Source organism: Priestia sp. YIM B13489 (assembly GCF_042787645.1).
Lineage (GTDB): Bacteria > Bacillota > Bacilli > Bacillales > Bacillaceae_H > Priestia > Priestia megaterium.
In genome coordinates this window covers 3,560,460-3,584,673 of the sequence record NZ_JBHZOQ010000053.1, presented here as the reverse complement: position 1 = coordinate 3,584,673, position 24,214 = coordinate 3,560,460, and the positions used below count along the sequence as shown (strand labels likewise).

Here is a 24,214-nt window from a genome sequence, read left to right as displayed (position 1 = left end):
TCGTCCCATCCTTTTGCAAAGGTTCTTCTTTATCTTAGCTTACTTTTGGCTATTTGACTATGATTTCCCTTCTAAAAAATAGCCAATCGCTCCAAGTGCTACTCCTAAAATGGCTCCGCCAATCACTTCTTCGGGCTGATGCCCAAGCATTTCTTTCAAGCGCTGTTCCGTCAAATCGTGAAAGCCTCCGTCTGGAAGACCCGCAAGCTTTTCAATTTCTTCATCTAACGTATTCACTTTAATAGTAATTTCGCCAGTCTGCCTTCGAATTCCTTGTGCATCGTACATCACAATAATTCCAAAAACAGATGCTAACGCAAAATCAATCGTAGAAACACCTCTTTTTAACGCTACATAGGTCGCTAAAGAAGATACGCCGGCTGAATGAGAGCTTGGCATTCCACCCGACGCAGCAATCATCCGCATATCCCATTTTCCTGTTTGATACTTTTTAATGGGGATTTTTAAGGCTTGGGCTAAACCGATTGATGAAAGAGCAATGACAATTCCTTTATTCATATTGCTTCACCTCATCTATAGTTTGCGATGGATTGACATCTCGTACCCAAGCAAATATTGCCCAACAAAAAACGCCGGGCTAATCTGCTGACAGAGCAGACTAATCCCGGCGCTTTTGGAAACAGTTCTGTTATTTTTTACGCTTTTTTTGTGCAGCATTATTCATTTTGGCAGATTCAACTTCAGCATAAGAGCCGAATTCTTGGCCATATTGATTATTTGCACTTTTATTAGCTTCTAACTTCTTGTTAACAGAATTGTTTTGGTTTTGTTGCACGTTGAACTCAGAAGCAAACTCCCCAGCATAAGTGTCATTTGCACTTTTTGCACGCTTTGCTTTTTGAGCCTGATTTGCTTTAAACTCAGAAGAGAACTCTTGGTTATAATTATGCTTTGCATTGTTATTCGCTTGCGCATTTTTATTACCTAATTTTTGACGACCCATCGCTATCTCCTCCTATTTGTACCTCGTTGGTACACTATTAGTATGGATCAAGCGGCACGTCATATCCTATTCAAATTAAGGTAAAAACACCAGAGCTTAGCACGTTTATATTCTTGCTACATACTCTTTAACCATTTCTTCTGTCACTACTTTACGGCCTGGAATGATGGTATATTTTTGAGACAGCTCATTAATTTCTGCTGTTACAGCATTAATACCGTCTACAGAAAAGGGTTTCCCTTCTTTGCAAAGAAGCACAGCTGCTTCAATAGCTTGCTCGCGTCGAGCTTCTAAGCTTGCAAAAGCACGTACTAATTCGTGTTGTTTTTTAGAATGGGCTGAAATTTCTTTATGTACACTCATGTTCGTTCCTCCATTATATTATGCTGAGTTAGTAAAAATAAGTTAATGTCCTCATAACTGATTTGCTTTTCCGGTAATTCTTTTAAGCTTTTTTCTATCGCTGCAGCTTCTTTCTTAATGCTGTCCAAAAAGTTTTTCATCTTTTCATTAAAAGCAACTTTCCCACTTATCTTGCACTGTACAAATTGCTCAATGATGGATTGCTGCCTATCGTCGAGATTTGCCTGCTTACATAAATCGGCAAATAAAATGACAGGGAAACTGCGCTGCTTTACTACTACTTTCAGTGATAAAAATGCACGAATCAGTTGAAGCATCACTTTTATATCCTCTATTGTAACAGAAGATGTCAGATTTCTTTTACTATTTATCGTTAAAATTTTAAAATAATGATACCCCAATGCTTTTAAGGAATATGATTGAGCCATCATTTGCCGCAGTGGCTCAGCAAACGATGGCTTCTGATAATAAACAAAAGGCGACCATAGCCACTCATAAAGCGAAGGGTTTGATTTTGTAAACAAATAAATGGTTTTGTACAAATCCCACCCTTGCATATCATAATTGCCTTCTGCTACATTAATGACCTCTTGAGGTCTATTGAGATGAAGATAGCGTGATGCTTTATACTTGTATATAAAGCGGACGTCAAAATCACTCGCTAACGTGTCGAGTCCGTAAGCACGGCTGCCTGATTCACATGCAAACAAAATTTCCACATTATATTCTTTTTCAATTTCCTGTAACCGTTTATTTATGTGTGTAGACATAAAAATTAATGATCCTTTCTTTCCTCCAATACATGTTCTAGCACCGTCATTGTACTTACCAATTCTTGAATTGGAAATTCTTCAGACACGGCCGCTTGCAGCTGTTTGTAATAATCATACCATTCTTCAGATACAGACTGTTTATGCGCTAGAACGTACTGATTCACTAAATGGGTATAGTGTGAATGAAGAGCGGCTTCTTCTTTCGCAATGTAGTGATTAACATCCGGCTTAATACGTTCTAGTAAAGCAGCGTGAAGCTTTACTTTCTCATTTTTTTCAAAAAAGCTTTTATTGTTTTTATACAGTGAAAGCTCTTTTTGGTACGATTCATTCTCATCAAATTGATGACTTGTCACAACTTCACTGCCATTTGGAGGCTCTAACGAGTTCAGTGTTGGAGTAAACGTCGGTTCATAGCGATGTAGCTTTGTAATGATCATTCGATGCCAGTCTTCGATTAATTTTACGATGTATTTTTCGATTCGCAAAGTGGTCGCACGCACTTCTTGCGTTGCATCGAAGGAAATAGACGTTAACAACTCCTGCAAACAAAGGCGCAGCTGCTTTTGCTTTTCACCTCGATCATCCCTTAAGTTCGCCGGACTGAAGGCTTCTTTAAAGAAGTCATCGTACCTCACAAACAGACGTTTTTTTACATAAAATAAGAGCTCTTCTAATTCTCGGTCAAACTGCTGTTGTTCATATTCAAAATGAATTTCATGCAGTTTTGCTGCCACCTGCTCATTTTTTATGTGAAGAGATTGAATATATCGCTTTTTATCCACTTCTGATTTTGTTTGCACCTGTTTCATTTCATTGGAAACTGCTAAAATTTGTTCGAAATCTGCATAGACACTTTGGATAGCAAGCTCTGGTAATTCATAATTTATGAAGCGGTAAAACGCATTTTTGAACGGCAGAAACATTTTATCCTCGTGGTTTTGCAAAGCCTGCAAGCTTGATACCGGGTATAAGCGCGGAAAACGTATACCATACTGTTCAAGCTGTTCTTTTACATAGGTCTGAACTAACTGCAGCTCTGTATCCGAGCTGGCTAGGTCCGCTGCATTTACTAAGAAAAACATTTTATCAAGCGCAAATACATCTTTTACACGGCCAAGCTGAATAAGAAATTCGCGGTCAGCTTTTGAAAACGCATGATTATAATATGTTACAAATAAAATGGCATCTGCATTTTTGATATACTCAAAAGCTACTCCAGTGTGTCTCGCATTGATTGAATCAGCTCCGGGTGTATCAACGAGCGTAATGCCTAAGCGAGTAAATTCACAGTCATAATACAGGTTAATAAATTGAACAAAACACGCTTTTTCTTCTTTGGCTACATAATCATGAAATCCTTCTGTATCCACCACTACTTCTGAACCGATATGCTGCTTGACTTCGCCGTAGCCTTTTTCTACTGCCTGTAAGAACGACAAATGCAGCTGCAGCTCTTCTGTTGCCTGCAGAGTTGGAATAATTGTTAACGCTTCGTCAATTGATTCTACTTCATGGTGAAACAGCTTAAGTGCACCATTTAAATCTTGGATCATCTGCTCGTTTGTTTTCATTTGCACAACAGCTGTTTTATGCGGCCGTTTTTCTGTTGGAGGCATAATTTTATTGATGGTTGCTGTTGTTGGGTTCGGAGATACTGGAAGTAATCTTTCTCCAATCAACGCATTAGCAAAAGATGACTTACCGGCACTGAATGCTCCGAATAAAGCTACAGTAAACGTTTGATTTGATAGCTTTTTACGCTTTTCTTGAAGCCTGGTAATAAAGCGGTCTAACTTTCCAAATGAACGGAGCTGTTCGAGAACAGCTGATACATCTTGAAGAACCTTTTCCGTTCCTGTTTCATGCACAGCTTCCTCAGGCTGTGAAACTAACTGCTGCTCACTCACAGCTTCTTGCTTTTCTTCAGCTTTCATGATGCCTGTTTCATATTCTTCTTGTAACATATATGACAACTCGTTTGTATCTTCTGCCGTTAGGTCGTCATCAGTTTGCTGTAAAGATTGAAGCAAAGCTTTTGTACGTGCCAATTTTGATTTCATTTCCTGAAGAGATGTATATGCTTCTTCAAATACTTCACATTCCTGCAAGTGTTGATAAATTTTTTTACGCTTTACTTCATCTTGCTCGATTTTGCTCTGTTCAATTTGCGCATAAAGCTCGTATAATAATCGCGTCGCTTTTTTCTTAATATGATCGGCTACATCTTTTGCGTACGTTAAAACATAATCACCATTAATCGTAGCTCCTGCCTTTACGGTTTCAATTAAATCATGCGGCTCTAACGGAATTTCAAACTGCTGAACCTGGCGTATAAGATCCGGATCGGTAAGATTTTGATTTTTCACCAGCTCTTGCACATATTGCTGCAAGTGCCACTGCAGCTGAGAAGCTGCTCGTTCTTTCATATCATCAAAAAATAACATCAGCCGCTCTTTTTTTACTTGCTCGGTCTTTTTCTTAGCAAATAAAAGACCTACTTTAAAATCAGGCTTTGTCGTTTCTAAAAACAGCCTAGCTTTTTCTCTCATTTCATATGGTGTTAAATTGGCGTTGCTTAGTATCTTACCTGTTTCTTGTTGATACGTTTCTGCTAGCTGCTTTTCAGCACGCCTTATTTCCGCTTCTTTTTCGAGAAGCTGCTCTTTATGCTGCTTATTCATTTCATGATTCTCAAGCGTCAGCTTATGGCGCAGCTCGTCATGAATCGTTAACTTTTCTTCTTCTTGGTCTTCAATAAAGGCAAGGTGATCGTCAATTAACATTTGCATCGCATGTTGAATATGCTGATGTCGGTTTTCTTTTTCCGTCATCATAGCAAGTAATAGAGATTTTACGTACGAAAGGTCATTATGACGGTTGGTTGGCTCTTTTAACGACGTATAGAAGATTCCTTCTGGTCTCACATTCCACTTTAAAAATGACGTTTCTACAGATTCTTTAAATGCTTGGAATGTTAGCTGATCTTCTTGGTGTTTATCGATTTGATTTACAATTAAATAAAGCGTTTTATTAGCTTCTTGCAGCTGTTTTGCAAATTGAAGATTTAATTCTGCCTGCACATGATTATAATCCATTACGTAGAAAATAACGTCCGCTAAGTGAAGAGCTGACTCGGTCGATACACGATGTGCATCATCTGTTGAATCAATTCCTGGTGTGTCCATCACCACAACATTTTTAGGAATAGCATCTGTATCTATCGATAAATGAATGGACTCTACTTCATCTCCATCCACAGCAAACTGCTTAATTTGCTCATACTCATAAGGTGCTTCATAACGCACCGGCGGCTGTTTGCGATAATAAACGGTTGCATGCTCATCCCCTGCTTTTACTGATACTAAGTTTGCGCTTGTTGGAATAGGACTTGCAGGCAAAATTGCTTGCCCCATTAATTCGTTAATCATGCTCGATTTCCCAGCCGAAAAATGTCCGCAAAATGCTACAACAAATTCGCCGTTCACCCACTTTTTTAACAGCTGTATTGCTTTTACTGCCTGCTGTTCATCTCCAGCTGCTTGAAATTGCTTATGTAAATGAAAAAGAGATGCTTCCAATCGGAGATTTTCTTGATGTTTCACACTCACTTTACCCATTATTACTCTACCCCTTTTGCCTCATTCAAGACTGTATTTAAATGTGCTCTATCCATCTTCATTTCTGCTTATTCTTTCTCTATTTTACTTGATTCGCATGCGTTTTCCCATAAAAAACTGAATTTTTAGTTACAAAAACATTAAAAAAAGCTGTCAATAATTTGACAGCTTTTTTTATTCATCGCATGTATGTTACGCCTTTTGGGCTTTTTCAATATTTTTCATTACATACGTTGTGACGCCAACATATGTAGCAAGTGCTCCGATCACAAAAAGACTAACCATTACGTCCACCACCGTTTCTACTTGATGAAATTGATAATCTTTATCATTTGTTTCATCTTATCATGAAAGATAATCATTTTCAATTAGTTTTAAGATTTTTTTACAGGAAAGAAACGTCCCCTGTTTTGCATCACTTCGCCGTAATTTGTTTCATTCGTTAACGCTTGCTCTTCTAAGGGAATTCTGACGGCTAATATACACAAATTGAAAACAGAAAAAATAGCTAACGTCCAGTATGCCTGAAACATAAGCGGAACTAACACCAATTCTGCCGCTACTACTGTATAGTTAGGGTGCTTCATAAAACGATAAGGACCTCTTAGCACAACCTTCGCATTAGGCAAAACGATAATTTTTGTATTCCAATACTTTCCTAACGAAGAAATAGCCCATATTCTTGCAAGTTGCACAAGCACAAAAAAGCTAAACAACAAAAAAGAAAAGTGATACATTCCATCGTTTAACACATACACTTCCGTAAAAAGAGCAGCAAAAAAAGCGGCATGCATGCTTACCATCCATTTGTAGTGACTTTGACCAGCTTCGTATGCTCCCTGCTTCTTCATCCAAGCTTCATTTCTTTTGGCAATAACCAATTCACATAGACGCTGTAAGATAATAAATACAAAAAAGCTATAAAAAAACAATCGCTTTACCTCCACTCTAATAGAAGCATTTCAGAACTAAATCCAGGGCCAAGAGCTGTTAATAAACCATATTCTTTACTCGGAATTTCTTTCTTCATAAAGCGGTCTAATACATACAAAACGGTTGCCGAAGACATGTTTCCATGGTTTTTAAGTACATCTAGGGAATCAGCAATCATATTTTCGTTTAACGACAGCGTTGATACATATGCTTCAAGCACTTTTTTCCCTCCAGGATGAGCAACAAAATGCTTCAAATCGCGACTGGTCAAATGCTGAGTTTGTAAAAATGACTCAACTTCTCCGCCTAACCACGAATCGATAATCGTGGGAATGTCTTTTGAAAAGACAACAAATAGTCCATCATTTTTAATCTCCCACCCCATTACATCTTCTGAATTGGGCATGAGCGTCGATTGTGTATGTAAAATGTTAGGATAGCTTTTTGCAAGAGCAAAAGTGGTATCAGCTTCGTCACCTGCGACTAAAGCAGCCGCTACTCCATCTGCAAATAAAGACGTACCAATTAAGTTACTTTTTGAACGATCATTTCGCTGAAAAGTTAAACTGCAAAGCTCAATGGATAAAACAAGGACTTTGGCACGCGGAAAGGCTTTGCAATACTCATAAGCTCTTGAAAGCCCAGACGCTCCTCCAGCACACCCTAATCCCCAAATAGGAATTCTTTTTGTATGGTCTGAGAACGCAAGCTTATTCATAATTCGCGCTTCAATGCTAGGCGTAGCTAAACCGCTTGTTGAAACATAAAAAACAGCCTCAATTTCTCCACACGGCAAAGGGGTACTTACATGGTTCTTATTTGTTAAGCAGTCTTCAATTGCTTTTGTACCTAATTCAACAGCAGATTCTATAAAAGCATCATTTTTTTCTTCGAATGTATGGTCTTCTTGAAACCAAGATAAGTCTTTAGCAAAATTACGTTTCTCAATTTGACCATTTTGAAAAACGGTTAGCAGACGATTAATATCTTTAAATGATTCGGAAAAAAGTTCTTTTGCAAATAGCAGCGTGTCTTGCTGAGTTAATTCGTAAGGGGGAACTCCAAATCCAACCGAGATAATCTTTGGCATACACTTCACCTCTTTGATTGCGTTACATTTAACATTTGTAATAGCTGGGGATTTATTCAATTCTTTTTTAGTGGAATGGAGGCGAAACATAAAAAAAACTTTCCTGTAACTCAGGAAAGTCTACGTTTTGAAGAAGTGTATGTTTGTTGTGCACTTTTATTATAGCGCAAATAATCTGAATGTACAGATACAATTTATGGATTGACGAAAATAAGTGCTTATTTTTTATGAAAAGAAAATGGACATATAGATTTCATCTACATATTCATTGTTGAAATAAGCTTGTTCTTTCATAACGCCTTCTTGTTCAAATCCTACCTTTTTATACAATTCGTATGCCACTTTATTCGAAGCAAACACAGTTAAAGAAAGTTTATGAAGATGATTTTCTTTGCACCAGTTTAGCGTATAATTCATAAACTGTTTTCCTATTCCCATTCCCTGTGCTTTTGAAATAAGCCATGTACGGAAGAGCCCCGTGTGGCGCTTCATTTTAATTTCGCCTCTAAGAACACGTGCAATTCCAAGCACTTTACCTTCGACTTCAGCTACAACGTACATGTGATTGTTCTTTTCTACTGATGCAATAAAATCTTGCTCTTCTTCGACTGTACGCGGCTCATCTTTTTGAATAAATTCCCCAGCCTCAATAATTTCTCTTACCGCTGTTGTAATATGCTCTGCATCGCTGGCCTGTGCAGGGCGAATAGTGACTTCACGTCCGTCTTTTGCTTTAAATTTCACTATGTTTTTCTCTGCTGTAATCATCTATATCAACTCCTATATTTTTCACCATTCAGTACTACTATTTTGGTTCTAGCTTGGGTGATTTATCAGTGGTAAAGTTCTGCTTTTTATTTCATCTAACAAGCAATCATGTGCATTTGTTGTATTACCCACGCTTTAAACAAAGCTAAACCATTTTTGAAATACTTATTCTTGCACAGACATTCTAGAAATGCAATTAATTGCGTTAAAGAACTATTATTCCAAATTTTCTTTACAAAAGTGCATAAAAAAGAGGCTGGGACACAACGAAACACATGAAAGCTACGTCCATCTCCACAACAAAAAAATACGAACTAACAACCAATAATTTTGATTATTAGTTGCTAGTTCGTATTTCACTTTGAATAAAATATTTTCGTCCCAGTCTCTACTTTTTATTAAAGTCCCATTGAGATATATTTTACTTCTAAATAATCTTCAATGCCGTAATGACTTCCTTCGCGTCCAAGACCACTTTCTTTAAAGCCGCCGAATGGAGCTTGAGCTGCAGATGGAGAGCCATCATTTACTCCTACAATGCCGTATTCTAGCTCTTCAGATACAAACGTTGCTTCTTTAATGTTTTCTGTAAATACGTAAGCGGCTAAACCATAAGGGCTATTGTTTGCTCGTTCTACGGCTTCTTCTACTGTTTTGAATGTTGCTACAGGTGCCAATGGTCCAAACGTTTCTTCAAACATGCAATTCATGTCATCAGTTACATTTGTAATAATTGTTGGCTCCATAAAGAAGCCTTTTTTAGTTGTTATAGCTTGTCCGCCAACCACAACTTTAGCTCCTTTACTTTTTGCATCCGCAATTTGTGCTTTTACTTTCTCAACCGCTTTGTCGTTAATTAACGGTCCAACTTGTGTACCTTCTTCTAATCCATTTCCTACTGTTAATTCCGCCGCTTTTGCTGCAAATTTTTCAACAAAAGCATCTGCAATGGATTCTTGTACATATACGCGGTTTGTGCAGATGCACGTTTGACCTGCGTTGACAAACTTAGAAGCAATTACGCCGTTTACAGCAGCGTCTAAATCTGCATTTTCTGTTACGATAAACGGTGCGTGACCGCCTAATTCCAGCGATAATTTTTTCACAGTATCCGCAGCACCGCGCATTAAATGTTTACCAACCGCTGTTGAACCAGTAAATGTTAATTTGCGAATGCGTCCGTCTTTTTGCCATGTGTCACCAATAGCTGCTGCATCTCCAGTAACAACATTGATCACACCTTTTGGAACTCCCGCTTCTTCTGCGAGCTCTACTAAACGATATGCTGTAAATGGTGTTTCTTCAGATGGTTTTAGAACAATTGTACATCCTGCTGCAAGAGCTGGGGCCACTTTACGCGTAATCATTGCTGCAGGGAAGTTCCATGGTGTAATAGCTGCTACAACGCCGACAGGCTGTTTTTTAACCGTAATACGTTTATGCGTATGATGAGCTGGAATCGTTTCACCGTATACACGCTTTCCTTCTTCAGCAAACCAAGCAATATAATCATTACCATACTGCACTTCACCTTTTGCTTCTGCAAATGGTTTGCCTTGTTCCGTTGTCATAATTTCTGCTAGTTCATCTTTATGATTTTCAATTAGTTGATGCCATCTCATTAAAATAGCACTGCGCTCTTGAGCGGTTCTTTTCGACCATGTTTTAAAAGCTGCAGCCGCTGCATCAGCGGCAAGTGCTGCTTCCTTTGCGCCTGCCTTTGGAATTTGTCCTATTACTTCTTTTGTTGCTGGATTAATCACATCAATTTTCTCTTCTGTTGTTGTCCATTCACCGTTAATATATAGTTTGTTTGGATACATCATTCATCCTCCTAGTTGTGTGAATTTCTTTGTGCTGTGTTAACTACACTATATACACTAGCATCTTCATTGATTTATGAGAACTTCCCTTCTATACTATGGGTATAACAAAAGGTTATAGGTGATAAATATGAAAACAGAATGGCTTGAGTCTTTTATTGAAACAGCCAAAACAAAAAGCTTAAGCAAAGCAAGCGAACAGCTGCATATGACGCAGCCCGCGCTCAGTAAGCAAATGAGAAAACTAGAAGAAAATTTAGGAGTAACATTATTTATTCGCTCCGCTACAGGAGTAGAATTAACCTCAGCAGGTAAAATCCTTTTACAAGAAGGTGAATCCATACTATCAAGCGTTCATGCTCTTCAAAAAAAATTAGTGTCTACGCAAGAAGCCTGTGATTTAACTATTGGAACGTGGCAAAGTATGGCTGCTTTTTACTTACCTTATCAACTGGCTTCTGCTAAAGACCACAATCGCCATATTGATATAAAAATCTCGCATCACTATTATGATTTATTGGAGCAGTTAGAAAGCAATCAAATTGACGGGGCTTTATTTGATGATCGAGAGGTTCAACATACTTATTGGTCAAAACTATTGTTCAAAGAAGACTTTTATTTATTTGTGAATGATCAGCACCCGTTAGCCGAAAAAGAAAGCGTATCATTTGAAGATTTCAAAGAAGAACCCATTGTAGTCCTCCCCCCAGGGTGCGATGTTCGGACACTAGTAGAAAAAGCGTACAAGCGTCATAACTTAAAAATTTCCATTGCCAATGAAATTGAATTTGCGCAAAGTATTATGGGGTTTATTTCAGCTAATTTAGGTATTTCAATTCTCCCTGAAATTTTTATGCGCCATTTACAAAGCTCAAACATTAAAGCGTTACCCATTACAGACTTCAAATTCAAAAGAGAAATTTCATTAGTGGCAAAAAACCCTGACGTGGGGAAAATGCTTTATACACTGTTTTTCAAAACACGGTCTTAATAGGAAAGACGAACAAATTGGATGAATGATTTACTATGGATCGCTTGTCGCCCCATGACAATGAAAAGATCCGAACGATTAATCGTTCGGATCTTTTTAACTAAAATACTTTTGTTCTAGCCTCTTTTTATTTCGATACTACTTCGTTTGTTAACTTTGTTTCTGCAACTTGCGTACGTGGTGATTTCATCATATTAAAGACAATATTTAAAAAGATTGCTGTAAAACTCCCCATTACAATACCGCTTCCAGTAAGCACTTGAAGACTCTCTGGTAAGTTTTTGAAGAGTTCAGGCACAACCGTCACCCCTAGACCCATGCCAACCGAACATGCAATCACAAGAAGATTTTCTTGTTTGGCTAAATCAACTTGACTAAGGATTTTAATACCTGAAGAAATTACCATTCCAAACATAGCTACCATTGCTCCTCCAAGTACAGAGCTCGGGATAACTGTCGTCACGGCTGCGATTTTAGGTAGAAAACCCAAAACGATTAAAATTCCACTCGCTGCAAATACAACATTTCTTGTGCGAACACCTGACAACTGTAAAAGTCCTACATTTTGAGAGTACGCTGTATAAGGAAATGCGTTAAAAAATCCGCCTAATAAAATCGCCAATCCTTCTGCACGATAGCCTTTAGACAAATCTTTTTCATCCACTTCTTTTTTACAAATATCACTAACAGCAAAATAAACGCCTGTTGACTCGACAATGCCAACAAGTAAAACAAGAAACATTGTCAGAATGGCCATAATATTAAAAGTTGGCATCCCAAAGTACAGCACATGTGGCATATGAACCCACGCTTCTTCTTTTACGCCGGAAAAATCGACTTTTCCCATAAAAGACGCTGCAATTGTTCCAACAACTAATCCTAATAACACAGAGACGGATCGCATAAACCCTTTTGTAAATCGGTACAGAACAATAATTAATAGCAAAACGCCAAAACCTAAACCTAAATTGCTCAAGCTGCCAAAATCTTTACTTCCTTCTCCTCCGGCTAAATCTTTTATCGCTACGGGAATTAACGTAATTCCAATAATCGTTACAACCGAACCTGTAACTAAAGGAGGAAAAAACTTAACCAATTTACCTAAAAAAGCAGAAAGAAGGACGATGAGTAAACCAGCCACGATAATAGAACCATATATGGAGGAAACGCCGTAAGAACCTCCAATTGAAATCATAGGTCCTACGGCAGTAAACGTACACCCTAATACAACTGGAAGACCAATTCCAAAAAAACGATTTTTCCATACTTGCAGTAACGTTGCCACCCCGCACATAAATAAGTCAATCGCCACTAAATACGTAAGCTGCTGCTGAGTCAAGCCAATGGCTCCTCCAACAATAAGCGGAACAACAATCGCACCTCCGTACATAGCTAAAACATGCTGTAAACCAAGTGAAAAGACTTTTCCTTTATTCATATTAAACCTCCACTGTTGGTTTATCTTCAGCAAATGTCACTTTACCATTTGATAAAGACTGAATGCGTGCTAATGATTCTACTTTAACGCCTGATTTACGAATTTGTTTTCCTCCATCTTGGAACGCTTTTTCAATAACAATACCAATGCCGCCTACTTTAGCACCTGCTTTTTGCACGATATCCATCAAGCCGAATGCAGCTTGGCCGTTTGCTAAAAAGTCATCAATAATTAAAATCACGTCATCTTCTCGAATAAATTTATCAGCAACTGAAATTTCATTTTCTTCTTTTTTTGTAAATGAATATACTTTTGATGTAATGAGTCCGTCTTGAAGTGTTAAAGATTTTCTTTTTCTAGCAAACACCATCTCAACGTTTAGCTTCAATGCGGTCATAATCGCTGGAGCAATTCCTGATGATTCAATCGTTAAAATCTTCGTAATTCCTGCATTTTCAAAACGCGAAGCAAATTCTTCTCCAATTTCTTTCATTAATACAGGATCCATTTGGTGGTTTAAAAATGTGTCTACTTTTAAAACCGTGTCCGATAATACGATACCATCTGTTAAAATTTTGTTTTGCAAAGCTTTCATAGTTCGTTCCTCCAACGTTTGTATTAAAAAAGCTCAAAAACATAGCTGCACTCGTATATGAGTAGAGCAATGTCTTTGAGCTGTTACGCACAAAAGTGAAAAACAAACTTCATCGCTCACCCATAGTCAAACTATTTACGGTAGTTTGGTAGATACTTACGAGCCTTATTCTCGTCATTATATGAGTGCGTTATTGAGTTAATTGTATTATATCAGCAAATCTTTTATTTGAAAATATCTAAAACAGATATTTTCGAACATTTACTTGCGACACAAAACATAATATTCGGTTATAGCGCTTTTTATACGTGATAAATTTCTCCATATTTCTTTTCTAGATACTGAATTAAATAATCTACATTTAAGCCTTCTCCCGTTACATCGTTTAAAATTTCAAGAGGCTTTTTCATTTTTCCGTACTGATGAATATGTTCTGTTAGCCAATTTGTAATCGGCGAAATTTCTCCTTTTTCGAGAAGTTCATCATAATTAGGCAAGTCTTTTAACATGGTATGCTTAAACTGCGCTGCGTACATATAGCCAAGAGCGTAGGAAGGGAAATACCCAAAGCTTCCTCCAGCCCAGTGTACGTCCTGAAGCACGCCTTCTCCATCGTGACTTGGACGAACTCCTAAATATTCTTCGTATTTCTCATTCCAAATTTCCGGTAAATCTGCAACTTTATATTCTCCGTTTATTAATCCTTTTTCAATCTCATAGCGAATCATAATATGAAGAGGATACGTTAACTCATCTGCTTCAATACGAATAAGCGACGGTTTCGCCTCATTTACTCCTCGGTAAAAATCTTCTAAAACTACATCGTCAAATTGTCCCGGCGCATGCTTTTTTAGTACGTCGTAATGATGCTGCCAAAATGCTTTATTTTTCCCGACAAACTGCTCAAAAAACAGCGACTGTGATTCATGAATTCCCATTGAAGTACCTTCACATAGAACCGTACCGACAAGATTCTTTGAAATATTCTGTTCATATAAAGCATGGCCGCATTCGTGAATTGTTCCAAAAATAGCCGTTCGAAAATCGTTTTCGGCATATTTAGTCGTGATGCGCACATCTCCCGGGTTTAGGCCAGTAGCAAAAGGATGGACTGTTTCATCAAGTCGCCCCGCTTCAAAATCATAGCCAAGCGTTTTTAACACGTCTAGACTAAATTGCTTTTGCGCTTCTTTTGGGAAAGTACGGAATAAAAATTCCGTATTTGGCTTTGTATTCGACCCGGCGATTCGCTGAACCAGAGGCACAATATGCTCCCGTAGCTTTCCAAATACCTCGTCTAAGATTTCAACCGTCATCCCCGGTTCAAAAAGGTCCAATAAACGGTTATATTTGTTTCCTTCATAACCCCAATACTCCACAAACTTCTGATTGAACGCTACAATTTTTTCGAGGTACGGTTGAAATAAAGCAAAATCTGCTTTTTCTTTTGCGTCTTCCCAAACCGACTCCGCTTTTGAAGTTAACGTAACGTATTCTTTATATTCATGCGGAGGAATCTTTTTATTTAAGTCATATTCTTTTTTACATTCTTCCACTGCTTTTTTCGTAATATCGTTTATGTAAGGCTGTGACTCAGGGTTCGTTAATTTCTCAATAAAACCTGCCATGTCATCAGAAACAGAAAGATTGAACGCTTCTGATGACATCATGCCAATAACTTCAGAACGCTGATCCGCCCCTTTTTTTGGAGCACCCGTCCTCAAATCCCAGTACATCACTCCGATTGCCTCGTGATAACTTTTGATTTTATTCATGTATTCATAAAACTGTTTCTCAATTTTCTGTATGTCTTCTCTCATTGTTTTTCCTCCTTACTTTCCTTATTTCACCATAAATTATTTTATCATAATAGTAACGGCGTGTATATAACTGAATATTCAATCTATTATGCATATAAAAAAGCGCGGCTACAACCGCGCTTTTTTATATGTTTTCTATTTTCGTTGGGACATTTTGTTCAATGATTGAACGCACTTTTGAATCTGTGCTTTTTGGCATAAAGATCGTGATTAGACCCTTATCGTTATGAGAGCGAATCAGTCTTCCAACTCCTTGCTTTAAGCGAAGAAGCATATAAGGCATATCTGCATCCCAGAATGGATCGACTACTTGATTGCGCTTTGCTTCAAAGACCGGATCATTTGGTGGATACGGCAGAGACCAAATAATTACATTAGATAGCGAAGGTCCAGGAATATCCAATCCTTCCCACAAATGAACAGCGCATAAAATTGTTTCTTCTTCCCTTTGGAACTGAGATACTAATTTACTGATTTCTTGATCGCCTTCAAATAAAAATGTGTACTGATTTAACTCTTTGGAAACTTCTTTGAACATCTCTAGTTCTTCTTTGCTGTTAAACAGTAAAAGTGCCCGTCCGTTCGTTTTTTCGAGCTGTGCAACAGCAAAGGCGAATTTTTCAGCAAATGCTTCTTCTTGATCATCCGAAACATTTTTTACCGCAATTTTCATTTGCTCATCATAATCAAATGGCGATTCAACAGAAAAAGAAAGCGGCTTTGCAATTCCTAAGCTATATGCTAAATAATCGAACGATTGGTTATCTGAAAGAGTGGCAGAAGTGAAAATATATGGTATTTTCTTCGCAAATACTCGTTCTTTTAAGACGTCTTTTACTGCTTGCGGCATAATAACCAACGTCAGCTGCCAGTTATTTTCTTCTACCCAGTAGATGGCATTTTCGTTGTCCATAAATAAGCGCAGCGAATAATCAATTTGATCCAGGTACTCATCTACAATTCGCAGCGTATATTCGTCTACTGTATAGGTCTCACTCTCAAACACAAGCTCGTTTCCGATATGCTCAAGCAGCGATAAAAGTTCTTTTCCTACACTTTGTAATCCGTTTGTACGGGCTACTTCTTTACGGCTAGAACCAACGATTTCTGTACTTGCTTCACTTAAACGGTCAAAGAACATTGCATATACATCGATAGCATGCTCGATCTTCACAGCAAATTCTTCTCGCACGTCATTTTCTAATAGACGCGTTAACAAGTTTTCTAACGTATCTTCTTGAATGCGATATGTTAAAGCCTTTTGTGCAGCAAATTCCAGCAGGTGACCTTCATCAAATACAACACAGCTGCTTTCAGGAAGAAGGGGAAGCTGTCCTTCACGCTTGCGGGCTTCATATGTCCAAATGTGCTCCATGTAAAAATCGTGAGAGCAAATAATTAAGTCATGTGCTTTTCTATAGTGCTCACGTGAAAGCGTTAAGCCGCATCTATGACGCTGCTCACAGGAAGAGCAGTCTTGAAACGTATCCCAGTTAATTTGATTCCATTCCTCATCCGTTAAATGAGGATATTCTTTACGGTCTCCGTAGTGATAGAACGACTGCATACCGCTATGATCATGAACAAAATCAGGAAGCGTATCGTAAATTTCTTCAATGTTTTCATTATCTGTTCGTGCTGTCACAGCATCTAATTTCTTTAAACACAGATACTGATCTTGAGATTTTGCTAGGCGAACATCCATGTTAATATCTAAAATACCAGAGAGCTTTGCAATGTCTCCTTCGGCTTTTACTAACTGTTCAATTAATGTTTCATCCGCACAGGCAATAATAGCTGGCTTGCCAATATACCTTGCATAACAAATAGCGTACAGTAAATACACAATAGTTTTCCCTGTTCCTACACCTGCTTCTGCAAAGATTACATTTTTTTCTTTAAAAGCTCGTTCGATTTGAAAAGCCATAAAAATTTGTTCATCCCGAAGTTCTAACCCAGCGTCTGGAAGATGATCATAAAAAACATCACCTATCCATTCATTTAATTTGTCAAAAAAGTTTTCATCCCGCTCAATTGTAAAAGGCAACCGCTCTCTCATCATCGATACTGACTCCTTTATTTATGTAAATATCTATCAATAAAAATTAGCTTCACTTCTTTTTATCTAGTAAATTTCTCATGTAAGCAAAACTTAATTATTGACTACTTTATCTAAAATGTCAATAAAAAGAGCTGAACATAAAAAAGTTCTGCCTGTAAGGACAGAACCTTTTTGTATAAAAGCTGAGTGTATAGAACGCAAACGGAATAAGTGCTATTAAAAATTAATTACAGCGGAATTTTGAGTCCGTGGACTGAGACAATAAAAAGGCCGCTTCATACTCGGCTTTTGCTTGTTCCAGCTGAGTAAGCGTCTCTCCGCTTACTTCTATTCCCTGCTGCATTAAATAATAGCTGTTTTCCAACGCTTGACGAATCATAGTGAACTCCGTGTTTCTATCCATTTATAAACATCCTCTCTCTGTAGTGCTTACTATAAAAGTGAATACTATCATTCTATACACCAGCTGTTTATTTTATTCTCAAAACCAGCATCTCTAGCTTAATAAGTGGCTTCTTTCATTTAAGAAAATAATCGAACTTATTAAAATATTTTAATTCTCACTTGACATATAGGAATAATATATTTTAAAATTACTTACAGATTCAATCACTCAAAACTACATAATACAGGCTTACCGGTCAACCGATAGCCTCTAATTGCCAGATACACGTACCATCCGTCTGTGCAATTAGAGGCTTTTATTTTTTTAAAAGCCTGCTGAAAGGAGAAAAAATGGCAGAACTGCAGTTACAGCATGTGTATAAAAAATACGGAAAAGATAGTCTTGCAGTTGATAATTTCAATCTTCATATTCAAGACAAAGAATTTATTGTATTTGTAGGACCTTCAGGGTGCGGCAAATCCACTACCCTTCGAATGATCGCTGGTCTTGAATCGATAACAGAAGGAGAATTGCTTATTAATGGAGATCGTGCAAACGATTTACCTTCTAAGGACCGAGATATTGCAATGGTGTTTCAAAACTACGCGCTTTACCCTCATTTAACAGTTTACGACAACATGGCATTTGGCTTGCAGCTCCGCAAAGTCCCAAAACAAGAAATTGATGAGCGCGTTCGTGAAGCGGCTCGTATTTTGGACTTAGAACCCTATTTAAAACGCAAGCCAAAAGCGTTATCAGGAGGGCAGCGTCAGCGGGTGGCTTTAGGAAGAGCCATTGTACGGAATGCCCAAATTTTTTTAATGGATGAGCCTTTATCTAACCTTGATGCGAAGCTTCGCGTACAAATGCGAGCTGAAATTAGTAAGCTTCATCAGAAGCTGCAGACGACCATTATTTATGTAACCCACGATCAAACAGAAGCGATGACGATGGCAAGCAGAATTGTAGTTATGAAAGACGGAAAAATTCAGCAAATAGGTTCACCTATGCAAGTATATAATGCTCCAGAGAATACGTTTGTAGCTAGTTTTATAGGATCACCGGGAATGAACTTTTTCACAGGAAAAGTAGTGAACAGTAAACTGCACATCAGTGAACATGAGTTTCAACTGACAGAAAATCAAATGCATTCGTTACATGAAAAAGGCTACAACAATCAGTTCGTTACTATCGGAATTCGACCTGAGCATATTACGCGGGCCTCTTCTGATGCTCCTCATATTTCATTACCGGTAGATGTGTCTGAGTTATTAGGAGCAGAGTACATACTATACAGTAGTTTAGGAGACCAGCTCTTTGTGGCTAAAATCCCTGGGGATGAACATATTCAAGTTCATCAGCACTTTCCATTTCATTTTCAAACGAATCATGCTCATTTCTTTGATCAAGCATCTACCAACCGTATTAAAATTGACCAATAACTATCTAAAATGAATTCTATAAGTGGGGGAACTAAAATGAAAAAATTATTAATTCTGTTAGCAATGCTCACCGTGATCATCGCGGGCTGCGGCAAAAACAGTTCAACAAGCGGTGACAGCAGCGACTCTTCTAAAAAAGTAACCATTAACTTTACGCATTGGCGAGGAGAAGATTCGAAAGCTTTTGATTCTATCATTGAGCAATTTGAAAAGAAAAATCCAAACATTCATGTAGAAATGACCGTCTTTCCTTCTGATTCCTATCAATCACAAATTCAAGGATCTCTACTATCTGGAGAAGGTATCGATGTATTTGCTAGTTTTCCAGGAAGTCAATTTGAAACGATTCGCAAAGCAAACGGTTTTGCAAAGCTGGACGACCAAAACTTACTCAGCAAATTTGACGAAAAGCTAATCCAAGCGGGTAAAGCGGATAATACGCAATATGCTCTTCCTTATCAGCTAGTCTATAACATCCCTGTCTATAACAAAGGCATTTTTGAAAAATTAAATTTAGATGTTCCTAAAGATTGGAATAGCTTTTTAAAAACAGCTGAAACATTAAAGAAAAATGGATACACGCCGATCTTATTTTCAGGAGACGTAAGTCCTTCTCAATTTATTAATCCCATGATTATGAATAACGAACCTACAAACAACGCCCTTCATGAAGTAGAAACGGGCAAGCGCAAGCTAACTGATGAATGGTTTACCAAAACCCTATCTCAAATTAAAGAATTAAATGACAAAGGTTACTTCCAAAAAGATGCTCTTGGTACGAAAAAAGAAAGTGCTGCAGCACTTTTTGCTCAGGAAAAAGGAGCAATGCTTGCTCAAGGTTCTTATATGATGGCTACAGTCAAACAGCAAAATCCGAAGATTAATCAAGGTTTGCTTGCACCGATTACAGTGAATCAAGATAAAGCAAAATACGAAGGTGTTCATACCACGACATTCTTATTAGGTGTTGCTGAAAAATCAAAACACAAAGAAGCTGCTGAGAAATTTTTAACTTTCCTTGCAGATCCAAAGATTTCTTCTGAGTATGCGAATGCTACTGGCCAGTTATTAACGGTCAAAGACGTGAAATATGATTCACCTGAACTCAAAGAAAGCGCAAAATGGAAAGACAAAAAAACGGTCTTCCAACCTCGATTTACAATTTTAAATGAGCGCGTATCAAAAGCTGTTGAAACATCTGTACAGGACGTACTATCCGGTATGTCAGCGAAAAAAGCTGCTGAAAAAGCACAAGGAGAGGTAGAACGTGTCGCTAAAAACTAATACGTCTATTCAAGAAGAAGAAAAGAGAACCCCTTCGTTCTCTTTTCCTCTCTTTTCATTTAAAAGTATCTCTAAAAGCCGACATCTATGGTTGTTTTTACTTCCCGGCTTTATCATATATACTGTTTTCTTTGCCTTGCCAACGCTTTCTGCTTTATTTTTAAGCATAACTGATTGGAATGGATTGTCTTCTCAGTTCTCATTTGTAGGGCTTCAAAACTTCAAAGAAATTTTAACAAACGATGCTATTTTTACACAGTCTCTTACAAACAACTTAAAGTTCACAATTGGCGTGCTGATCTTTCAAACGTTATTGAGCTTGGGATTTGCACTTTTACTTTATAAAAATTCTGCATGGAATACATTTTATCGCTCACTCTTTTTTGTACCGACGATTATTTCGTCCGTGTCGATTGCCTTCACGTGGAACTTTATGTATGACCCCAACATTGGAGGAGTTAACCTATTTTTAAGTAAAATAGGCCTTGAGCATTGGACCCAGTCTTGGATTGGAAATGGACATATCGCAATTTACAGCTTGGCTTTTGTACAATTTTGGGCACATACTGGTCAAATGCTTATTATTTTTGTAGCTGGAATTCAAGCTATTCCCAGTGAGTTATATGAAGCTGCTAGTATTGATGGAGCAACACGATGGCAAAAATTCAAGCGCATTACGTGGCCTCTGTTAGCTCCAGCTACGACAATGGTTGTAGCTTATACGACCATACAAAGTTTTAAAGCATTTGATTTAATCATTGCAATGACAAATGGAGGTCCCTCCAACTCAACTGAAATTCTTTCGACACTTCTTTATCACGAAGCTTTTATTAATTTTCGTTTCGGCTATGCCTCTGCCATTTCAGTTGTATTTATGATTGTAATTGCTCTTTTAACGTTTCTTCAATTTCGCGTACTTCGCTTGACCAAAATGTAAAAGGAGATTCTTTTATGAAACAAAACCCATTCAGACAACTGATTTTAGGGATATACGGTTTGATCATTCTGTTGCCCTTAAGCTTGGTTTTATTAACAACCTTTAAAACAACGCCTGAACTTTACAGCAACCCAATCGGATTACCAGCAGGCTGGAATATTGAAAATTATAAACAGCTGCTCGTCAATGAACCCATCTTTGGCTATATTAAAAACAGCGTGATTGTTACCGTCTTTAGCACGTTTTTTATTCTATGGTTTTCAAGCATGATTGCTTATGCTATTATTCAGCTACCTCAAAAGCTTGGATGGATTGTATACGGCTTTTTTGTTTGCGGAATGATTGTCCCTACTCAAGTCAATATGATTCCTGTCTTTTTGCTGATGAATAAGCTTGGACTCGTCAATACGCTAACAGGCGTCATTATCGTCTCCATAAGTTTTTTGCTTCCCATCGGTGTGTTTATTATCACGGGCTTTATGAAAACTTTGCCAAGGGAACTATTCGAAGCTGCTCGCATGGACGGAGCGTCAGAGTGGAAAATATATTCAAAAATCGCTCTTCGACTCTCAATACCATCAATGGCTACAGTAGGAATTTTTTCGTTTGTGATTGTGTGGAATGATCTGTTATTCCCTTTGCTGTTGTTAAAATCTAAAGAAGTAAAAACGCTGCCTATTGCACTATTGGACTTTCAAGGGGAATTTCTGACTAATTACCCTATGCTGTTTTCAGCAGTCGTTCTTTCTTCTATCCCATTATTGATTGCGTACGTGTTTTTGCAAAAGCATTTCATTTCAGGAATGACATCTGGGGCATTAAAATAGCAGGCAAGAAAATCACGTTTCCCTGCCTGCCCCTTTATTCGATAGGATTTTTTTAAAAAGCACGCTGAGGTTTCGGTTTCTCTACTACTAGATGTTGGTAAACTTACATTAAAGCAGCTTTCAACAGAAAGATACCTAGCAAATGGTACTCTTTAAATGTGCCTACCCTAAAAAGCTTTGCACGGCTCATAGCTCGTTGAAAAGGATAAACAAAAAATGTATCTACGATTGCATTTAATAACATATACCTTCCAAAATGGCCATATGTGAACTTTTTAATCCATAAAGAACCTGCTAAAAATGGACCTAAAAGTAAAGCAGCTTCACCTGTTAGATATGGATGAGGAGGATTAGGGAATATCCACCACTTCTTTTTTTCAGCAATATAGCTTTCAACCATAATTAAAAAGGAAATAAACATAGTAGATGATAAATAGCGCTTAATATGCTGTCGTCCTATAAAAGGGATGGTTAACCATGAAAGAAGCATCAGCCTCCCAAAAATCCGTGCTGATCGATTTTTTCTCATTTTATCACCTCTTAGGTTTTAGTATGAGATTTCCCTTTCGTAAGTATGTTAGAAATAAGCTAATCATTTCTCGTTTTAGGCCTGCTATTGAAAAGAAATGAATACATATATTGCCCTGCTACTCGCTCATACTATAAAAAACATAATGGGGTGAGTATATGCATGATTATTATGACGGACTATATAAATACCTGCTTAATGCTACATTTTGGTTTATTTTATTAATTGTCGTGCTCGGTATAGGCATGTTTGGAATGCTAGCTTATCGAGGTTTGAAAAAGAAATAACGTACAAAAGCCAAGCTGGTTTTTACACCGCTTGGCTTTTGTATTTATTGATCGTTGCGTGGAGGACGAGGTCCCCAATATTGATAGTAGTCTGTTTTAATAAACCCGTTAAACAATTTGCGTTTTTTCGTTGCTTTTTTACCGTAGTATTGTTCAAATTGTTCATGAGATGTAAGCATATAAATCGACCACGTATCAAGCTTAGAAAACGCTTCGCCCATTTCAGCGTACATTTTTTCAACAGAAGGACGATCGCTTAAACGTTCGCCGTACGGAGGGTTACCAATAATAATTCCATATTCTTTCGGCGTCGTAAAATCGCGCACTTGCATTTGCTTAAATTGAATTAAATCTCCAAGTCCAGCTTCAAATGCATTTTGCTCCGCTACTTTTACCATACGATGGTCAATATCATGACCAGCAATATCTAGCACTTGGTCGTAGTTCGCTAAGTCTTCTGCTTCTTCGCGCGCTTTGTCCCAAATACTTGCTGACATCCATGGCCATTCTTCTGATAAGAAGTCACGGTTAAATCCTGGTGCAATATTTTGACCGATAAGCGCTGCTTCGATAGCAATTGTACCTGAACCGCAAAAAACATCGACAAACGGACGATCCGCATTCCACGGCGTTAGCATAATTAGAGCCGCTGCCAGCGTTTCTTTTAAAGGAGCTTCCCCTTGCCCAACGCGGTAACCGCGCTTATGAAGTCCTGCACCGCTTGCGTCAATTGTTAATGTAGCAACATCTTTTAATAGCGCTACTTCAATTTTAAACGTTGACCCTGTTTCTTCGAGCCAGCCTGTTGTTTTGTTATAATGTTTTTTCATGCTGTCAACAATTGCTTTTTTCACAATGCTTTGACAATCTGATACGCTGAACAATTTAGATTTAACTGATTTTCCCGATACAGGAAACTGTGCATCTACGGGCAAATAATCTCCCCAATTTAATGCTTTTGTTTGTTCAAAAAGCTCATCAAACGTACGAGCTTTGAACTGTCCAACCTGCACTTTAATTCGATCTGCTGTACGAAGCCATAAATTGCAGCGAGCAATTGCGAGCTCGTCCCCTTCAAAAATAACCTTGCCATTATCTACTTCACAGTCATATCCTAAAGCACGCACTTCTTTAGCGACCAGTGCTTCAATACCCATTGCTGCTGTTGCAATAATTTTATATTTCACCATTTTTCAACCTCATTTTGTTTCTAATTATCTACACTAAGTGTAAAAGTACCATATACATGCGCCGTAGTCAAAGCTTTCTCCGTCTTTTTATTA

At 37.9% G+C, this 24,214-nt stretch carries 22 protein-coding genes and 1 riboswitch; of the genes, 6 read left to right on the top strand and 16 right to left on the bottom strand.

Annotated elements, in window-relative coordinates; genetic code table 11:
* Nucleotides 1-57: 57 nt before the first annotated feature.
* The 9 genes from ACFX4W_RS24220 to ACFX4W_RS24180 all read right to left on the bottom strand — a co-directional run bounded on the left by ACFX4W_RS24220 (nucleotide 58) and on the right by ACFX4W_RS24180 (nucleotide 10,334).
* Nucleotides 58-519 carry a divergent PAP2 family protein gene (locus tag ACFX4W_RS24220; RefSeq protein ID WP_013056169.1) on the bottom strand — a complete coding sequence of 154 codons (462 nt, stop codon included), beginning with the start codon at nucleotides 517-519 and terminating at the stop codon, nucleotides 58-60.
* Nucleotides 520-649: 130 nt separating this feature from the next.
* Nucleotides 650-964, bottom strand: coding sequence for a hypothetical protein (locus tag ACFX4W_RS24215; protein ID WP_013056168.1), 315 nt, complete (start codon nucleotides 962-964; stop codon nucleotides 650-652).
* Between the two features lie 105 nt (nucleotides 965-1,069).
* On the bottom strand, nucleotides 1,070-1,327 hold the full coding sequence (locus ACFX4W_RS24210) for a DUF2533 family protein (RefSeq protein WP_013082381.1): 258 nt from the start codon (nucleotides 1,325-1,327) through the stop codon (nucleotides 1,070-1,072).
* A complete protein-coding gene (locus tag ACFX4W_RS24205) occupies nucleotides 1,324-2,097 on the bottom strand; it encodes a nucleotidyltransferase domain-containing protein (protein ID WP_016763500.1) in 774 nt (257 codons plus the stop codon). The genes ACFX4W_RS24210 and ACFX4W_RS24205 overlap by 4 nt, the downstream gene beginning before the upstream one ends.
* A 5-nt stretch (nucleotides 2,098-2,102) precedes the next feature.
* Complete coding sequence (locus ACFX4W_RS24200) at nucleotides 2,103-5,720, bottom strand: dynamin family protein (RefSeq protein ID WP_043979419.1); 3,618 nt, start codon at nucleotides 5,718-5,720, stop codon at nucleotides 2,103-2,105.
* A gap of 374 nt (nucleotides 5,721-6,094) precedes the next feature.
* Nucleotides 6,095-6,652, bottom strand: coding sequence for an isoprenylcysteine carboxyl methyltransferase family protein (locus tag ACFX4W_RS24195; RefSeq protein WP_013082378.1), 558 nt, complete (start codon nucleotides 6,650-6,652; stop codon nucleotides 6,095-6,097).
* Between the two features lie 5 nt (nucleotides 6,653-6,657).
* Complete coding sequence (locus ACFX4W_RS24190) at nucleotides 6,658-7,743, bottom strand: type III polyketide synthase (RefSeq protein WP_043979421.1); 1,086 nt, start codon at nucleotides 7,741-7,743, stop codon at nucleotides 6,658-6,660.
* Nucleotides 7,744-7,968: 225 nt separating this feature from the next.
* Nucleotides 7,969-8,511 (bottom strand): GNAT family N-acetyltransferase, encoded by a 543-nt coding sequence (locus ACFX4W_RS24185; RefSeq protein WP_043979423.1) that lies wholly within the window; start codon nucleotides 8,509-8,511, stop codon nucleotides 7,969-7,971.
* A 398-nt stretch (nucleotides 8,512-8,909) separates the two neighbouring features.
* Nucleotides 8,910-10,334 (bottom strand): NAD-dependent succinate-semialdehyde dehydrogenase, encoded by a 1,425-nt coding sequence (locus ACFX4W_RS24180; RefSeq protein ID WP_043979424.1) that lies wholly within the window; start codon nucleotides 10,332-10,334, stop codon nucleotides 8,910-8,912.
* Nucleotides 10,335-10,464: 130 nt separating this feature from the next.
* Here ACFX4W_RS24180 and ACFX4W_RS24175 point away from each other — a divergent pair, with 130 nt between their 5' ends.
* A complete protein-coding gene (locus tag ACFX4W_RS24175) occupies nucleotides 10,465-11,325 on the top strand; it encodes a LysR family transcriptional regulator (RefSeq protein ID WP_043979426.1) in 861 nt (286 codons plus the stop codon).
* Between the two features lie 127 nt (nucleotides 11,326-11,452).
* On the opposite strand, the gene ACFX4W_RS24170 is transcribed toward ACFX4W_RS24175, so the two are convergent.
* The 5 genes from ACFX4W_RS24170 to ACFX4W_RS24150 form a co-directional block, all read right to left on the bottom strand.
* On the bottom strand, nucleotides 11,453-12,763 hold the full coding sequence (locus tag ACFX4W_RS24170) for a nucleobase:cation symporter-2 family protein (protein ID WP_013082372.1): 1,311 nt from the start codon (nucleotides 12,761-12,763) through the stop codon (nucleotides 11,453-11,455).
* 1 nt (nucleotide 12,764) lies between these two features.
* Nucleotides 12,765-13,358: a xanthine phosphoribosyltransferase gene (locus ACFX4W_RS24165; protein ID WP_028414042.1), complete on the bottom strand. Its 594-nt coding sequence runs from the start codon at nucleotides 13,356-13,358 to the stop codon at nucleotides 12,765-12,767.
* A 103-nt stretch (nucleotides 13,359-13,461) separates the two neighbouring features.
* Nucleotides 13,462-13,563, bottom strand: a riboswitch (purine riboswitch).
* 97 nt (nucleotides 13,564-13,660) lie between these two features.
* Entirely contained in the window at nucleotides 13,661-15,178 is a 1,518-nt protein-coding gene (locus ACFX4W_RS24160; RefSeq protein WP_043979430.1) for a carboxypeptidase M32, read from the bottom strand.
* 124 nt (nucleotides 15,179-15,302) lie between these two features.
* Nucleotides 15,303-17,240 (bottom strand): ATP-dependent DNA helicase, encoded by a 1,938-nt coding sequence (locus ACFX4W_RS24155; RefSeq protein WP_025749341.1) that lies wholly within the window; start codon nucleotides 17,238-17,240, stop codon nucleotides 15,303-15,305.
* A 223-nt stretch (nucleotides 17,241-17,463) separates the two neighbouring features.
* A complete protein-coding gene (locus tag ACFX4W_RS24150) occupies nucleotides 17,464-17,643 on the bottom strand; it encodes a hypothetical protein (protein WP_043979434.1) in 180 nt (59 codons plus the stop codon).
* Nucleotides 17,644-17,975: 332 nt separating this feature from the next.
* On the opposite strand from ACFX4W_RS24150, the gene ACFX4W_RS24145 reads away from it, so the two are divergent.
* The 4 genes from ACFX4W_RS24145 to ACFX4W_RS24130 are packed head-to-tail and all read left to right on the top strand — an operon-like array spanning nucleotide 17,976 to nucleotide 22,115.
* Nucleotides 17,976-19,067, top strand: coding sequence for an ABC transporter ATP-binding protein (locus ACFX4W_RS24145; RefSeq protein ID WP_043979437.1), 1,092 nt, complete (start codon nucleotides 17,976-17,978; stop codon nucleotides 19,065-19,067).
* 36 nt (nucleotides 19,068-19,103) lie between these two features.
* Nucleotides 19,104-20,351 carry an ABC transporter substrate-binding protein gene (locus ACFX4W_RS24140; protein WP_043979439.1) on the top strand — a complete coding sequence of 416 codons (1,248 nt, stop codon included), beginning with the start codon at nucleotides 19,104-19,106 and terminating at the stop codon, nucleotides 20,349-20,351.
* On the top strand, nucleotides 20,335-21,288 hold the full coding sequence (locus tag ACFX4W_RS24135; RefSeq protein ID WP_043979440.1) for a carbohydrate ABC transporter permease: 954 nt from the start codon (nucleotides 20,335-20,337) through the stop codon (nucleotides 21,286-21,288). Before ACFX4W_RS24140 ends, ACFX4W_RS24135 begins: the two co-directional genes overlap by 17 nt.
* Nucleotides 21,289-21,302: 14 nt before the next feature.
* Nucleotides 21,303-22,115: a carbohydrate ABC transporter permease gene (locus tag ACFX4W_RS24130; RefSeq protein WP_013056150.1), complete on the top strand. Its 813-nt coding sequence runs from the start codon at nucleotides 21,303-21,305 to the stop codon at nucleotides 22,113-22,115.
* Nucleotides 22,116-22,218: 103 nt separating this feature from the next.
* Here the strand turns inward: ACFX4W_RS24130 and ACFX4W_RS24125 are convergent, their stop codons facing one another.
* The gene (locus tag ACFX4W_RS24125; RefSeq protein WP_043980578.1) at nucleotides 22,219-22,644 is read right to left on the bottom strand and encodes a hypothetical protein; all 426 of its coding nucleotides are present in this window, start codon (nucleotides 22,642-22,644) and stop codon (nucleotides 22,219-22,221) included.
* Between the two features lie 158 nt (nucleotides 22,645-22,802).
* Here ACFX4W_RS24125 and ACFX4W_RS24120 point away from each other — a divergent pair, with 158 nt between their 5' ends.
* Complete coding sequence (locus ACFX4W_RS24120) at nucleotides 22,803-22,931, top strand: hypothetical protein (protein ID WP_013056148.1); 129 nt, start codon at nucleotides 22,803-22,805, stop codon at nucleotides 22,929-22,931.
* A 44-nt stretch (nucleotides 22,932-22,975) separates the two neighbouring features.
* Here the strand turns inward: ACFX4W_RS24120 and ACFX4W_RS24115 are convergent, their stop codons facing one another.
* Nucleotides 22,976-24,121 (bottom strand): THUMP domain-containing class I SAM-dependent RNA methyltransferase, encoded by a 1,146-nt coding sequence (locus tag ACFX4W_RS24115; protein ID WP_043979443.1) that lies wholly within the window; start codon nucleotides 24,119-24,121, stop codon nucleotides 22,976-22,978.
* Nucleotides 24,122-24,214 lie beyond the last annotated feature (93 nt).